This window comes from Streptomyces sp. NPDC049585, assembly GCF_040675615.1.
In the GTDB taxonomy this organism is placed as follows: Bacteria; Actinomycetota; Actinomycetes; order Streptomycetales; family Streptomycetaceae; genus Streptomyces; species Streptomyces luteosporeus.
Window position 1 is genome coordinate 45,007 of record NZ_JBFAPE010000002.1, and the last position, 13,296, is coordinate 58,302.

Annotated in this window: 11 protein-coding genes and 1 pseudogene; 5 read left to right on the top strand and 7 right to left on the bottom strand. The window is 72.7% G+C overall.

Translation table 11 applies throughout. The features are described 5' to 3' along the window. Nucleotides 1-31: 31 nt before the first annotated feature. A complete protein-coding gene (locus AB0K17_RS02595) occupies nucleotides 32-703 on the top strand; it encodes a DUF4232 domain-containing protein (RefSeq protein WP_365981864.1) in 672 nt (223 codons plus the stop codon). 88 nt (nucleotides 704-791) lie between these two features. Further along, nucleotides 792-1,016: a DUF6458 family protein gene (locus AB0K17_RS02600; RefSeq protein ID WP_344433266.1), complete on the top strand. Its 225-nt coding sequence runs from the start codon at nucleotides 792-794 to the stop codon at nucleotides 1,014-1,016. 281 nt (nucleotides 1,017-1,297) lie between these two features. Here the strand turns inward: AB0K17_RS02600 and AB0K17_RS02605 are convergent, their stop codons facing one another. Beyond that, the gene (locus tag AB0K17_RS02605; RefSeq protein WP_365981865.1) at nucleotides 1,298-3,130 is read right to left on the bottom strand and encodes an NHL domain-containing thioredoxin family protein; all 1,833 of its coding nucleotides are present in this window, start codon (nucleotides 3,128-3,130) and stop codon (nucleotides 1,298-1,300) included. A gap of 119 nt (nucleotides 3,131-3,249) precedes the next feature. Here AB0K17_RS02605 and AB0K17_RS02610 point away from each other — a divergent pair, with 119 nt between their 5' ends. Together AB0K17_RS02610 and AB0K17_RS02615 are read left to right on the top strand one after the other, a co-directional pair. Beyond that, nucleotides 3,250-3,912, top strand: a complete 663-nt coding sequence (locus tag AB0K17_RS02610; protein WP_365981866.1) for a GntR family transcriptional regulator — start codon at nucleotides 3,250-3,252, stop codon at nucleotides 3,910-3,912. Beyond that, nucleotides 3,909-5,213, top strand: coding sequence for an MFS transporter (locus AB0K17_RS02615; RefSeq protein ID WP_365981867.1), 1,305 nt, complete (start codon nucleotides 3,909-3,911; stop codon nucleotides 5,211-5,213). Before AB0K17_RS02610 ends, AB0K17_RS02615 begins: the two co-directional genes overlap by 4 nt. Nucleotides 5,214-5,232: 19 nt before the next feature. Here the strand turns inward: AB0K17_RS02615 and AB0K17_RS02620 are convergent, their stop codons facing one another. Next, nucleotides 5,233-6,063 (bottom strand): maleylpyruvate isomerase family mycothiol-dependent enzyme, encoded by an 831-nt coding sequence (locus AB0K17_RS02620; protein ID WP_365967806.1) that lies wholly within the window; start codon nucleotides 6,061-6,063, stop codon nucleotides 5,233-5,235. A 162-nt stretch (nucleotides 6,064-6,225) separates the two neighbouring features. On the opposite strand from AB0K17_RS02620, the gene AB0K17_RS02625 reads away from it, so the two are divergent. Beyond that, nucleotides 6,226-7,002 carry a carbon-nitrogen family hydrolase gene (locus AB0K17_RS02625; protein WP_365981868.1) on the top strand — a complete coding sequence of 259 codons (777 nt, stop codon included), beginning with the start codon at nucleotides 6,226-6,228 and terminating at the stop codon, nucleotides 7,000-7,002. Nucleotides 7,003-7,414: 412 nt separating this feature from the next. On the opposite strand, the pseudogene AB0K17_RS02630 reads toward AB0K17_RS02625, so the two are convergent. The 5 genes and pseudogenes from AB0K17_RS02630 to pdhA form a co-directional block, all read right to left on the bottom strand. Further along, nucleotides 7,415-8,296 (bottom strand): annotated as a pseudogene (locus AB0K17_RS02630) (IS5 family transposase). A gap of 237 nt (nucleotides 8,297-8,533) precedes the next feature. Further along, complete coding sequence (locus AB0K17_RS02635; protein ID WP_365981869.1) at nucleotides 8,534-9,364, bottom strand: helix-turn-helix transcriptional regulator; 831 nt, start codon at nucleotides 9,362-9,364, stop codon at nucleotides 8,534-8,536. A 214-nt stretch (nucleotides 9,365-9,578) separates the two neighbouring features. Further along, nucleotides 9,579-11,102, bottom strand: coding sequence for a dihydrolipoamide acetyltransferase family protein (locus tag AB0K17_RS02640; RefSeq protein WP_365982042.1), 1,524 nt, complete (start codon nucleotides 11,100-11,102; stop codon nucleotides 9,579-9,581). A 19-nt stretch (nucleotides 11,103-11,121) separates the two neighbouring features. Next, nucleotides 11,122-12,102, bottom strand: coding sequence for an alpha-ketoacid dehydrogenase subunit beta (locus AB0K17_RS02645; protein ID WP_365967803.1), 981 nt, complete (start codon nucleotides 12,100-12,102; stop codon nucleotides 11,122-11,124). A 2-nt stretch (nucleotides 12,103-12,104) separates the two neighbouring features. After that, nucleotides 12,105-13,250, bottom strand: a complete 1,146-nt coding sequence (gene pdhA / locus AB0K17_RS02650) for a pyruvate dehydrogenase (acetyl-transferring) E1 component subunit alpha (protein ID WP_344432947.1) — start codon at nucleotides 13,248-13,250, stop codon at nucleotides 12,105-12,107. Between the last annotated feature and the right edge of the window lie 46 nt (nucleotides 13,251-13,296).

The window sequence follows — 13,296 nt, forward strand, 5'->3', positions numbered from 1 at the left end:
GCACCGTTCCCACTCCCCCGGGGGAAGCACCATGACCACCCGCACCCTGCGGATCGCCGTCGCCGCCCTCACGACCGCGGCCGCCCTCACCCTGACCGCCTGCGGCGGCGGCTCGGACTCCGGGAGCGGCCAGGCCGAGGACGACCAGCAGGCCGCCGCCACCGGCAGCCCCTCCGCCGCCCCGGAGCCGCAGACCCTCGCCGGGGACGAGGGCGGCGAGGGCGGGGAGGACGACGGCGAGGCCGGCACCACGGTCGACGACAAGGCGGGGGAGAAGGGCGACGCCTGCGGCCCCGGGGCGGTCAGGATCGAGGTCAAGGCCGTGAGCTCACCGGCCCACCACGTGGTGCTGGTGGCCACCAACACCTCCGACGCCGCCTGCGTCGCCTACGGCTTCCCCTTCCTGCGCTTCGACCAGGACCAGGCGACGGTGGGCGTCGAGGAGAAGAGCAGGACGCAGGGCAGGCTCACCCTCGCCCCCGGCAAGTCCGCCTACGCCGGGGTGCTGGCCTCCGCCGCGGACGGCTCCGGCGGCAACGGCCACGACGCCGAACAGATCTCGGTGAGCTTCCAGACCCCGGCCGGCGAGCCGCTGTCCAGCGAGCCCGCCCACCCCGACCTGCCCGGCGGCACCCTCCGCGTCGACGACACCGCCCGCACGACGTACTGGCAGCCGGACGAGGCCTCCGCCCTCAAGTGGTGAACCCCGGCATGGGCGCGAACAGGCCGGGTAGCCGCACTCATGCCCGGCCGGTCACCACCGGCGAGCCGATCGCATGGGAGGCTTCCGCATGGGCATGGGATGGTGCGTCGCCCTGATTGCCGTGGGCGGCATCCTCACGTTCGCCGTCGACTGGCACGTCGACGGGGTCAACCTGCCGCTCGTGGGCCTGATGCTGATGGCCGCGGGCATCCTGGGCCTCGCCGCCTACATCAGCATCTTCAAACGCCGCAGGACGCAGCCGCCGCCCCCGGCCGCACCGGTCGTCGAGGAGGACCACCGCTTCGTGCGGTGACGCTCCGCTGCGGGCGGGGCCGGACTCCCGCCGCGCCCGCAGACAGGGCGCCGCGCTCGCCCCGGCCCCGGGGTCGCACGTCGACTGCGGGCCATCGGTGGCCGATCGCGCCCGCGCGGCGGCAGCCGCAGATCGATACCGCCCCGCGCCCCTTCGGGGCGCCGTGGGCTGGTGCAGTGTCCGTAAGGGGCGCGGGGAACTGCGCGATAAGCCACCGCGCGCCCGCAGACGAGGTGCCCTGTTGCGCCCCGAAGGGCGCCCCGCGCAGCCCGCCCGCCGGGTCAGCCGTCCAGGCCCGCCAGTACCAGCGGCAGCCGCTCGGCGCCGCTCGGCGCGATGCGCACCGGCACGCCCCAGTCCTGCTGGTGGACGTGGCACGCCGGGTACTCGTTGGCCGGGTCGTCGTCGCAGGACGCCGCCATCGCCGAGACGTGCAGCACGCCCTCGGCCACCCCGTCGGCCAGCACCAGTTCGCGGCGCAGATCGCTGCCCTGGCCGGCGCCCTCCGCCAGCAGCTCCGGCGGCGTCGAGCTCACCAGCAGCCGCGTGGACGGCCCGTAGCGCGTGTCCAGCTTCTGCCCGGCCGGGGCCTGGAAGACCACGTCCAGCAGCAGCTTCCCGCCGGCGACGGCCGTCGCCTCCCGCTGCGTGCGGTGCGCCACCGCCTCCACCCGTACGGCCTCCTCGGGCAGCCGCAGCCGCGTGAGCCGGTGCCGGGCGGACTCCACGACGACGATGTCGTCGTCGACGAGCACCGCGTCGGAGGGCTCGCGCAGGTCCGTGGCCAGCGTGGTGACCTCGCCCGCGGCCGGGTCGTAGCGGCGCAGCGCGTGGTTGTAGGTGTCGCAGACGGCCACCGAGCCGTCGGGCAGGACGGTCACGCCCAACGGGTGCTGCAGCAGCGCCTGGCCGGCCGCGCCGTCCCGGTGCCCGAAGTCGAACAGGCCGGTGCCCACCGCGGTGCGCACCGCGTACCCCTCGCCGTCCCGCTCGACGTAGCGCAGGGCCGAGGTCTCGGAGTCGGCGACCCACAGCCGCTCGCCGGCCGCCGCGAGCCCGGAGGGCTGGGCGAACCACGCCTGCTCGGCGGGCCCGTCCACCAGGCCCTCGTTGGTCGTGCCGGCGGCGACGGCGACGGTGCCGGCGGCCGGGTCGTACGTCCACAGCTGGTGGACGCCGGCCATGGCGATCCACACGCGCCCCTCGAACCAGGCCACGTCCCACGGGGAGGACAGGTCCACCTCGCGGGCCGGGCCGTCGGTCGGCGACCCCTGCCACCACTGCCGTCCGGTGCCGGCGACGGTCGCGACGAGGCCGGTGGCCGGGTCGTACGTGCGCAGGGCGTGGTTGACGGTGTCGGCGACGACGACCGTGCCGTCGGGCAGCAGCGCGAGCCCCTGCGGCTCGCTGAAGCGCGCCACCTCCGCCGGCCCGTCGGCCAGGCCCCGCTCGCCGCTGCCGATGCGGCGCACCACGCTCTCCCCGTCGGGCGCGAGCTCGACCAGTGCGTGCCGCGTGGAGTCGGAGACGAGCAGGTTGCCGCCGGGCAGGACGAGGGCCTTGCCGGGGAACCGCAGGTCGCCCGCGACCGGCTCGGGCGCCACGTACGGCCCGTCGCCGCGCCGCAGCGTCCCCTTGCCCCCGTGCTCGGCCTCCAGCTCCTCGACCAGGCGCGCGATCGCGTGCGCATGCCCCTCCCCGGCGTGCTGGGCGACCACGTACCCCTCGGGGTCGATCACCACGAGCGTGGGCCACGCCCGCACGGCGTACTGCTTCCACGTCGCGAGCTCGGGGTCGTCGAGCACGGGGTGGTGCACCTGATAACGCTCGACGGCGTCGACGACCGACTGATGGTCGGCCTCGTGCACGAACTTCGGCGAGTGCACCCCGATGACGACCACGGTGTCCCGGTGCTTCTCCTCCAGCTCGCGCAGCTCGTCGAGGACGTGCAGGCAGTTGATGCAGCAGAAGGTCCAGAAGTCCAGGATCACGATCTTGCCGCGCAGCCCGGCGAGCGTCAGCTGCTCGCCCCCGGTGTTGAGCCAGCCTCCCTTTCCGACCAGCTCGGGGGCACGGACACGGGCACGACGCGGGGCGGGGGAGGCAGCGTTCATGTCACCAGGGTGCCATCCGTTGATGAACGCAGGATCACATCGGTTTGTCCACGGCCGGGGGCGTTCCACATGGCGGACAGGGGCTCATCACGCATCTGTGTTGTATCTATGCTGTGCGCATGCCGAGCGCGCCCACCGTCCAGGTCAGACGTCCCGCCGCCGCCGATCGCGTCTACGCGCATGTCAAGGACGCCGTACTGCAGCGGCGTTACGAAGGGGGCACGCTGCTCACCGAAGGCGATCTGGCCGAGGAGGTCGGGGTCTCGCGCACGCCCGTGCGGGAGGCGCTGCTGCGGCTGGAGGGCGAGGGGCTGCTCAAGCTCTACCCCAAGAAGGGGGCGCTCGTGCTGGCCGTGTCGGCGCAGGAGATCGCGGACGTGGTGGAGACGCGGCTGCTGGTGGAGAAGCACGCGGTGGCCAAGGCCGTGCCTGCCCCGCCGGAGCTGCTGACCCGGCTGGAGCGGCTGGTGGCGGACATGCGGCGGCAGGCCGCGGCCGGCGACCTGGCCGCCGTCTCGCACAGCGACCGCGCCTTCCACGCCGAGATCGTGCGCAATGCCGGCAACCGCATCCTGGCCGGTCTGTACGAGCAGTTGCGCGACCGGCAGCTGCGCATGGGCGTGGCCGTCATGCACGCCCACCCCGACCGGATCGCCAAGAACATCGCCGAGCACACCGAGATCCTCGAGGCGCTGCGCGCGGGGGACTCCGACGCGGCAACCGCCGTCGTCGACCGGCACATCGGCTGGGTGCGCAACCTCGCGCGCGGGGACGAGCGGTGAGCCGGGCCGCCGACCCGCCCGGCGGCCGCCGGGCGGTCTTCGTGTGGGGCATCGGCGTCGCCGTCTACTTCGTCGCCATCATCTTCCGCACGAGCCTGGGCGTCGCGGGCATCGACGCGGCGGCGCGCTTCCACATCAACGCCTCGGCGCTGTCGACGTTCTCCATACTCCAGTTGCTGGTCTACGCGGGCATGCAGATACCCGTCGGCCTGATGGTGGACCGGCTGGGCACCAAGAAGGTGCTGGCGCTGGGCACGGTGCTGTTCACCGTGGGACAGCTGGGGTTCGCGCTGTCGCATGCGTACGGCATGGCGCTGGCCTGCCGGGCCCTGCTGGGCTGCGGGGACGCCATGACGTTCATCAGCGTGCTGCGGCTGGGGGCGCGCTGGTTCCCCGCCCGTACCGGGCCGCTGATCGCGCAGGTCGCCGCGTTGTTCGGGATGGCCGGCAACCTCGTCTCCACGCTCGTGCTGGCCCGGCTGCTGCACGACGAGGGCTGGACGGCGACGTTCACGGGCAGTGCGGCGGCGGGGCTGCTCGTGCTCGTCCTGCTGCTGGTCTTCCTCAAGGACCACCCCGAGGGCCATGCCCCGGCCCCCGGTGCCCGCCCCGGGCACGGCGGCGTCGGGCGGCAGATCGCCGACGCGTGGCGGGAGCCGGGCACCCGGCTGGGCATGTGGGTGCACTTCACCACGCAGTTCCCGGCGATGGTCTTCCTGCTGCTGTGGGGCATGCCGTTCCTGGTCGAGGACCAGCACCTGTCGCGCGGCACGGCCGGCTCGCTGCTGACGCTGGTGGTGCTGGCCAACATGGCCGTCGGCCTCGTCTACGGGCAGGTCATCGCCCGCCACCACGCGGCGCGGCTGCCGCTGGTCCTCGGCACGCTCACTGCGACCGCCCTGATGTGGACGGCGGTGCTGTGCTGGCCGGGCCGGGCGCCGACGGCGCTGCTGGTGGCGCTGTGCGTGGTGCTGGGGGCCTGCGGGCCGGCGTCGATGATCGGCTTCGACTTCGCGCGGCCCGCCAATCCCCCCGAGCGCCAGGGCACCGCCTCCGGCATCGTGAACATGGGCGGCTTCATCGCCTCGATCACCACCCTGCTGGCGGTGGGCCTGCTGCTGGACGCCACCGGCGAGGACTTCCGCACGGCGTTCGCCTCGGTCTTCGTGCTGCAGGCCCTGGGCCTGACGCAGATCCTCCGGTTGCGCGGGCGGGCGCGACGGCGCGAGCGGGAGCGGATCGTGGCCTCGCGCGTGGAGACCGTGCACGTGCCCGTGCCGCACAGCGGCACCACCAACTGACGGCCCGCGCTGCCCGTGTTCAGGGAGTGACGGCGAAGGAGTGCAGGATCCGCTGCGCCAGCTCCTCGTCGCCCTCTGTCTTGACGCTGCCGGCCACCGCCTCGGGACGCACCCGGCCGCAGGCCAGGCGGGCGTACGTCTCCCAGTCCAGGCCGAGCGTCAGGGTGGGCCCGAGCGAGACGCGGGTGTCGACGGTCGCCTTGCCCTGCGGGCCGACCCGTACGGTCCGCAGGAACTCCAGCGGGCCGTGCACGTCGAAGACGACGACGGATCCGGCGGGCGCGCCCGCGTCCCGGGCGACGACGGTGGGCAGGGCCTCCAGCAGGACGTCGCGGCTGATGGCGGCGGCGGGCGAGTCGAGGTTGCCGGGCACGCCCAGGGCGCGGCGCAGGTCCTGTTCGTGCGCCCACACGTCGAACGCCCGCATGATCAGGGTGCGTTCGAGCGTGCGCTCGGTGCCGCTGCCCAGCGGCCAGCGCACGACGGCCTGCGGCGAACGGTGCTCGCCGCGCAGCTGCCGCGAGCGCCGGATGATCGTCAGCTCCAGCTCGGAGGTCATCTCCGGCGCGGTGTGGCAGCGCCGCACATCGACCTGCACCTCGATGTAGCGGGTGAACTCGTCGGTGACATGGCGCAGATCGCGCGGCAGGGTGTGGATGGGCCGTGGTTCGCCCAGCATTTCGCACTCGACGCCGATGATGTGCGAGACGACGTCGCGCACCGACCAGCCGGGGCATTCGGTGGCCCGGTTCCAGTCGCTCTCGGCGAGGGGCTTGACCAACTCGTTGACGGATTCGACGGAATGGGTCCAGGCGTCGATCGCGGGCTGCAGGCTGGGGTGGACTGTCACGGGCGGTTCCCTCGGCGGTGCTGGTGCGTGCGTGGGCGCGTGCGTACGTACGTGGCAAGTGGCGGGGAGCAAGTGCTGCGTGGGTTCTCACCGGCTAAGTTACGCTGCGACAGGTCGCCCCGGCAGAGGTTTCGGGCGAGGGATGGGGAGAGTGGTGGTACTGTGCGCGCCTCGTTGATCCAGCTGGGTGTCGACACCGACGAGTCCGTCGCCGCGCGCCGCGAGCGCGCCGCGGATCTGGTGCGCGGCCTGGGCGGCAGTGATCTCGTCGTCCTCCCGGAGTTGTGGACGGTCGGCGCCTTCGCGTACAAGGCGTACGCCGCGGAGGCCGAGACGCCGGACGGGCCGACGGCCGCGGTCATGGCGCGGGCCGCGCGCGAGGCCGGGGTGTGGCTGCACGCCGGTTCCGTCGTCGAGCGGGACGCCGAGGGCCGGCTCTACAACACCTCCCTGATCTTCTCCCCCACCGGCGAACTCGCCGCGACCTACCGGAAGATCCACCGCTTCGGCTTCGACGAGGGCGAGGCCGTACTCATGGCCGCGGGCACCGAGCCCACCACCGTCCGCCTGGCGGACACCACGGTCGGCCTGGCCACCTGCTACGACCTGCGCTTCCCCGAGCTGTTCCGCTCCCTGGTCGACGCCGGCGCCGAGGCCTTCGTCGTCCCGGCGGGCTGGCCGGCCAGGCGCCGCGAGCACTGGACGCTGCTGGCCCGCGCCCGCGCCGTGGAGAACCAGTCCTACGTCCTGGCCTGCGGCACCGCGGGCACCCACGCGGGCGTCGAACAGGCCGGGCACAGCCTGGTCGTCGACCCCTGGGGCGAGGTGCTGGCGGAGGCCGGCGAGCAGGAGGAGATCCTCACCGTGGACCTGGACGTGTCCCGCGTGGCGAAGATCCGCGAGGACTTCCCGGCCCTGAAGGACCGCGTGCTGCGCTAGGGCCTGTCTGATGGGTCTGTTACGGCGTCGGCGCAGGCTCGCAGCGGTTCTCATGCGCTCCTGAAGGCTTCCCTGCGCCTTTTGCGTGCCTCGTGTACGAGCTATGCACGGGGAATGCTGCCAGCTGGCTAGTCGTAGTGCCAACGCGCACACGTCCTTGGGAGGCATGCCATGATCCGTGTTCGCCGGGTGGTTGCCGCTACTGCAGCAAGTGCCCTACTCGCGCTGGCCAGTGTCATGCTGGCCACTCCCGCTCAGGCCGCCGACGGTGTCCTCGGCAGCGTCGGTGACGCAGTCAGCAGCGCCTCCGCCTCCATTCTCGATATCCTCGATCGGGCGGTGTCCTAAGAGTGGCCTGCCCGGGTGGTGATCCCGGCTGTGGTGCCCTGAATGGCTGGGGACGCCAAGCAGGTCACGGGCGTAGCCAGAGCCGGATCGCAGCGAGCGTGACCGTGCCATGGAAGACGTAGGCGCGCTTGTTGAACTTTGTCGCTACGGCCCGGAAGCCTTTGAGGGCGTTCACGGCGCGCTCGACTTCGTTCCGGCGTGCGTACTGATCCCGGTTGAAGCCGGTGGGTCTGCCGCCCGCGCTGCCGCGGATGCGGCGGTGGGCCCGCTGGTCGCGGCGCTCAGGAATGACGTGCCGGATCCGGCGCCGGCGCAGGTAGCGGCGGTTGCGGCGTGACGAATACGCCTTGTCGGCGCTTAGACATCCGGGCCGGGTACGGGGGTGTCCGCCGCCTGGGCGGGGAACGCGGATGCGGTCGAGGACTTCGGTCATCTGCGGCCCGTCACCCCACTGCCCCGGGGTGAGCAGCAGGGCGAGCGGGCGCCTGCCGCCCTCACTGGCCAGGTGGATCTTCGTCGTCAGGCCCCCCCGGGAGCGCCCCAGGGCCTCGTCCGACCGGTGCCAAGCAGGGCGGGTCCGCTTACCCGGGACTGTCGGGGTGCGCTTGCGGGCGCCGGCCGCGTGCTGGTGGACACGCAGGACGGTCGAGTCCACCCCGACCATGGACCAGTCGATCCGCCCCTCCGCATCGGCAACGACCTGAAGCCCTTGCAAAACCCTCGCTCAGGTGCCGTCCGCCGACCATCGGCGATGACGGCCATGCACCGTCTGCCGCTTGCCGAACCGGGACGGCAAGTCCCGCCAGGGAATCCCCGTACGCAACCGGAACAGAATCCCATTGATCACCCTGCGGTGACACTTCCACCGACCGCCCCGACCAACGTTCACGGGCAGGTGCGGTTCCAGCCGGGCCCACTCCGCCTCGCTCAAATCGCCACGCCCCACTCGGCCAAGAACGACCCATGTCCCAGGCGGTCACCGACTCATCAGACACGCCCTAGGGCAGTGCCCCGTAGGGGCGCGGGGCCCCTTGTCGATGTGCGGCTGCCGCCGCGTGGGCGCGATAAGCCACGATGCGCCCGCAGGCGGAGTGCCGTGCTGCGCTCGGACCCCGGGGGTGGCATCTCGGCTGCAGACCGCCGGTGGCTGATCGCGCAGTTCCCCGCGCCCCTGCGGGGCGCCCTAGCCGGCCGCCTCGACCGGGCCGTCGACCGGGGTGATGAAGACGAAGCGCAGGTCCATGCGCTGTATCGGCAACAGGACGTGGCTGGTCACCCGCACCTCCGCGTGGTCGTGGTACGGCAGGCGCAGCCGGAAGACGTGGCCGTCGCGGTGTTCGACGACGTCGAACTCCTCGGCCCAGATGCGCCGGCAGTCGGCGTCGGCCTCCAGGATCTCGCTCACGAGGGCGCGCAGTGCGGTGTCGGTGGGGTTGCTGTTGGCGGCCACGCGGAGCATCGCGAGGTAGACGCGGGCGCAGCTGTCCTCCCAGTCGAGCATCTGCTCGCGGGCCTCGGGATGCAGCAGGGCCCAGCGCATCAGGTTGGGCCGGGGCCGCAGCACCCACGGGAACCACGCGCCCATCAGGGTGTTGGCGGCCACGATGTTCCAGGCGCCGTCCGAGAGATAGGCCGGGTAGGTGACCTGTTGTTCGAGCAGGGCGCGCACGCCCTGGGGCAGGTCGCCGCAGGTCTCGGCGGGCCGGGGCGGGCGGCGGCCGGTGACGGCGAGGAAGAGGGTCAGGGTCTCGTCCTCGCTCAGCCGCAGGGCGGCGGCGACGCGCAGCAGGAAGCCCTCGGAGAAGTCCTGGCGCCGGCCGGCCTCCAGGGCGCGGTACCACCCCTCGCTGACGCCCGTCATCCGGGCGACATGCTGCTGCGAGAGCCGGCGCCCGGGGCGGGGGTGGACGTAGCGCAGTTCCGGGACGGTCCGGGCGTCGACGCGTGCGCGCCAGGCCCGCAGCAGGCGGCTGATGGATTCGCCGTCGTCGGCACGACCAGCGGCGCCCTTCACGGCGGCCTCCCAATCCGACACTGCAAGTGTCGGTCAATCTTAAGTAAATTGCCCAGCACGGGCCATTCCACCCTCTGTCAGGGTGGGGGCCCGAGGCCGCTCCGTACACGGAAACAGGGCCCGGACACGCGCTCTCTCCTCGCTGGAGGGGGGTGAGGAGAGATGCGTCCGGGCCCTGTTTCCTTGGGTGCCCTCGCGGGCCCTCGTGCTGTCGTCAGCCCCAGGTGATCAGGCGCTTGGGGTCCTCCAGGACGGCGGCGACGTCCGCGAGGAAGCGGGAGCCGAGTTCACCGTCGATGAGGCGGTGGTCGAAGGACAGCGCCAGGGTGGTGACGTGGCGCGGCTTGACCTTGCCCTTGTGGACCCACGGCTGCAGCTTGATCGCCCCGAAGGCCAGGATCGCGGACTCGCCCGGGTTGAGGATGGGCGTACCGGTGTCGACGCCGAAGACGCCGACGTTGGTGATCGTGACGGTGCCGCCCGCCATGTCCGCGGGGCTCGTCCTGCCCTCGCGGGCGGTCGCCACCAGCTCGCCCAGCGCCCGGGAGAGCTCCGGGAGCGTCCTGGTGTGGGCGTCCTTGATGTTCGGCACGATCAGACCGCGCGGAGTCGCGGCGGCGATGCCCAGGTTCACGTAGTGCTTGAGGACGATCTCCTGGTTCTCCTCGTCCCAGGCGGCGTTGACCGCCGGGTTGCGCTTGATGGCGACGAGGAGCGCCTTGGCGACCAGCAGCAGCGGGTTGACGCGCAGGCCCGCCATGTCCGGGTCGGACTTCAGCTTCTCGACGAGCTTCATCGTGCGCGTGACGTCGACGGTCACGAACTCCGTGACGTGCGGCGCGGTGAAGGCGCTGGCCACCATCGCCTGTGCGGTGGCCTTGCGGACGCCCTTGACGGGGATCCGCGTCTCGCGGGCCGCGGTGGCCTCGGCGGCCGGCACGGCGGCGGGGGGCGTCCCGACGACCGGGGCGACCGGGGCGGCCTGCGTCGCCGCGGCGACGGCGGCGTGCACGTCGTCACGGGTGACGACCCCGCCGGGGCCGGTCGGGGTGACGGAGGCCAGGTCGACGCCCAGGTCCTTGGCGAGCTTGCGCACGGGCGGCTTGGCGAGCGCCCGCCCCTGCGCGGGTACGGCGGCGGGCGCGGCCGGCGCCGCGGGGGCGGCGGGCGCGGCCGGCGCCTGAGCGACCCCGGCTCCGGCACCTGCAGGGGCGACCGGGGTCGCCGGGCCGGCGGGAGCCGCGCCGTGCCCGTTCAGCTCGGCCTGCACGGCTGCGGCCACCGAGGCCGCAGCCGTCTCCGGCCGCGCCTTGCGCGGCCGACGCTTGGTGGACGACGGCGCCGCGCCGTACCCGACCAGCACGGCCTGCCGGCCCTGGGGCTCCGCCTCGGCCTCGTCCGGCAGGGCCGGGGCGGCCTCGGCGCGGCTCTCCGCGTGGGCAGCGGTGGCCGCCGGGGCCTCCTCCGCGGGCCCCGCGCCGGGCTGGGTGTCCACGGAGATGATCACCTGACCGACGTCGACCGTCGTGCCCTCGGGGAAGCGCAGCTCGTGCACCACGCCGTCGAAGGGGATCGGCAGCTCGACGGCCGCCTTGGCGGTCTCGACCTCGCAGACCACCTGGCCGTCGGAGACGGTGTCGCCGACGCTCACGTACCACTTGAGGATCTCGGCCTCGGTGAGTCCCTCGCCGACGTCCGGCATCTTGAACTCGCGGAAGCGCTGGGTGCTTGCAGTCATGGTCACGAAACCCTCTCCCCTAGTACGCCAGCGCCCGGTCGACGGAGTCGAGCACCCGGTCCAGGCCGGGCAGGTACTCGTCCTCCAGCCGCGAGGGCGGGTAGGGGGCGTGGTAGCCGCCGACCCGCAGGACGGGGGCCTCCAGGTGGTAGAAGCAGCGCTCGGTGATGCGCGCGGCGATCTCCGCCCCCGAGCCGAAGAACACCGGTGCCTCGTGCACCACGACCAGCCGGCGGGTCTTCTCGACCGACTTCTGCACGGCGTCGAAGTCGATGGGGGAGACCGACCGCAGGTCGATCACCTCCAGGGACTTGCCCTCCTCGGCGGCCGCCGCGGCGGCCTCCAGACAGGTCTTGACCATGGGGCCGTAGGCGACGAGCGTCAGGTCCGTGCCCTCGCGCACCGTGCGGGCGGCGTGCAGGGGGCCGGGGATGGCGGTGGTGTCGACCTCGGCGCGGTCGTGGTAGCGGCGCTTGGGCTCGAAGTAGATCACCGGGTCGTCGCTCTGGATGGCCTGCTGCAGCATCCAGTACGCGTCCTGCGCGTTGGAGGGCGAGACCACCTTCAGTCCGGCGACGTGCGCGAACAGCGCCTCGGGCGACTCGCTGTGGTGCTCGACGGCGCCGATGGCACCGCCGTAGGGGATGCGGATGACGACGGGGAGCTTGACCTTGCCGAGTGCACGGGCGTGCATCTTGGCCAGCTGGGTGACGATCTGGTCGTACGCCGGGAAGACGAAGCCGTCGAACTGGATCTCGACGACGGGCCGGTAGCCGCGCAGGGCCAGGCCGATGGCGGTGCCGACGATGCCGGACTCGGCGAGCGGGGTGTCGATCACCCGGTCCTCGCCGAAGTCCTTCTGCAGGCCGTCGGTGACCCGGAAGACGCCGCCGAGCTTGCCGACGTCCTCGCCCATGACGAGGACCTTGGGGTCGCTCTCCAGTGCGGTGCGCAGGGAGGCGTTGATCGCCTTGGCGATCGTGAGCTTCTCGGTGCTCATGACTACTTGCTCTCCTCGTCCGCGAACGACGCCTGGTAGGCCAAGAACTGTGCACGCTCCTCGTCGACCAGCGCATGGCCGTCGGCGTAGGTGTGCTCGAACATCGCCATGTCGTCCGGGTCCGGCATGGTGCGCACGGTGTCGCGCACGCGCTTGGCGAGCGCGTCGCTCTCCGCCTCGAGCTCGGTGAAGAACGCCTCGTCGGCGTGGCCCTCGCGCTCCAGCAGGGCGCGCAGGCGCAGGATCGGGTCCTTGGCCTCCCACAGCTCCCGCTCCTCGTCGCGGCGGTAGCGCGTGGGGTCGTCGGAGGTGGTGTGGGCGCCCATGCGGTAGGTGAACGCCTCGATGAGCATGGGGCCCTCGCCGCTGCGGGCGCGGTCGAGCGCGGCACGGGTGACGGCGAGGACGGCGAGGACGTCGTTGCCGTCGACGCGCACGCCGGGGAAGCCGTAGCCCTGGGCGCGCTGGTAGAGCGGGACGCGGCTCTGGCGCTCGGTGGGCTCGGAGATGGCCCACTGGTTGTTCTGGCAGAAGAACACCACGGGCGCGTTGTAGACGGCGGCGAAGGTGAAGGCCTCGGCCACGTCGCCCTGGCTGGAGGCGCCGTCGCCGAAGTAGGCGATGACGGCGGAGTCGGCACCGTCCTTGGCCACGCCCATGGCGTAGCCGGTGGCGTGCAGCGCCTGCGAGCCGATGACGATGGTGTAGAGGTGGAAGTTGTTCTCGTTGGGGTCCCAGCCGCCGTTGTTCACGCCGCGGAACATGCCCAGCAGGTTGGTGGGGTCGACCCCGCGGCACCAGGCGACGCCGTGCTCGCGGTAGGTGGGGAAGACGTAGTCGTCGTCACGGGTGGCCCGGCCCGAGCCGATCTGGGCGGCCTCCTGGCCCAGCAGCGAGGCCCACAGGCCCAGTTCGCCCTGCCGCTGCAGGGTGGTGGCCTCGCCGTCGAAGCGGCGGGTCAGCACCATGTCGCGGTACAGACCCCGCAGTTCCTCGGGCGAGAGGTCGATGGAGTAGTCCGGGTGCTCGACCCGTTCGCCTTCCGGCGTCAGCAGCTGGACGAGTTCGCTCTCGCCGGCAGCCTTCTTGGCCCCGGCGCGCTTGCTGCTGCGTCGCGGCTTGCGCGCGGCAGTGCTGTCCACGGTCACGTGTGCTCCTCCGTCTGTCCGGCCCCCGGGGTCGCCGGCGGCCAGA

What these genes read in the sequence shown, in the direction of transcription:
- AB0K17_RS02610 (WP_365981866.1), top strand. Translation starts at nt 3,250, where the DNA reads ATGCCGAGCGCGCCCACCGTCCAGGTCAGACGTCCCGCCGCCGCCGAT.
- AB0K17_RS02600 (WP_344433266.1), top strand. Translation starts at nt 792, where the DNA reads ATGGGCATGGGATGGTGCGTCGCCCTGATTGCCGTGGGCGGCATCCTC.
- AB0K17_RS02640 (WP_365982042.1), bottom strand. Translation starts at nt 11,102, where the DNA reads ATGACTGCAAGCACCCAGCGCTTCCGCGAGTTCAAGATGCCGGACGTC.
- AB0K17_RS02645 (WP_365967803.1), bottom strand. Translation starts at nt 12,102, where the DNA reads ATGAGCACCGAGAAGCTCACGATCGCCAAGGCGATCAACGCCTCCCTG.
- AB0K17_RS02605 (WP_365981865.1), bottom strand. Translation starts at nt 3,130, where the DNA reads ATGAACGCTGCCTCCCCCGCCCCGCGTCGTGCCCGTGTCCGTGCCCCC.
- AB0K17_RS02595 (WP_365981864.1), top strand. Translation starts at nt 32, where the DNA reads ATGACCACCCGCACCCTGCGGATCGCCGTCGCCGCCCTCACGACCGCG.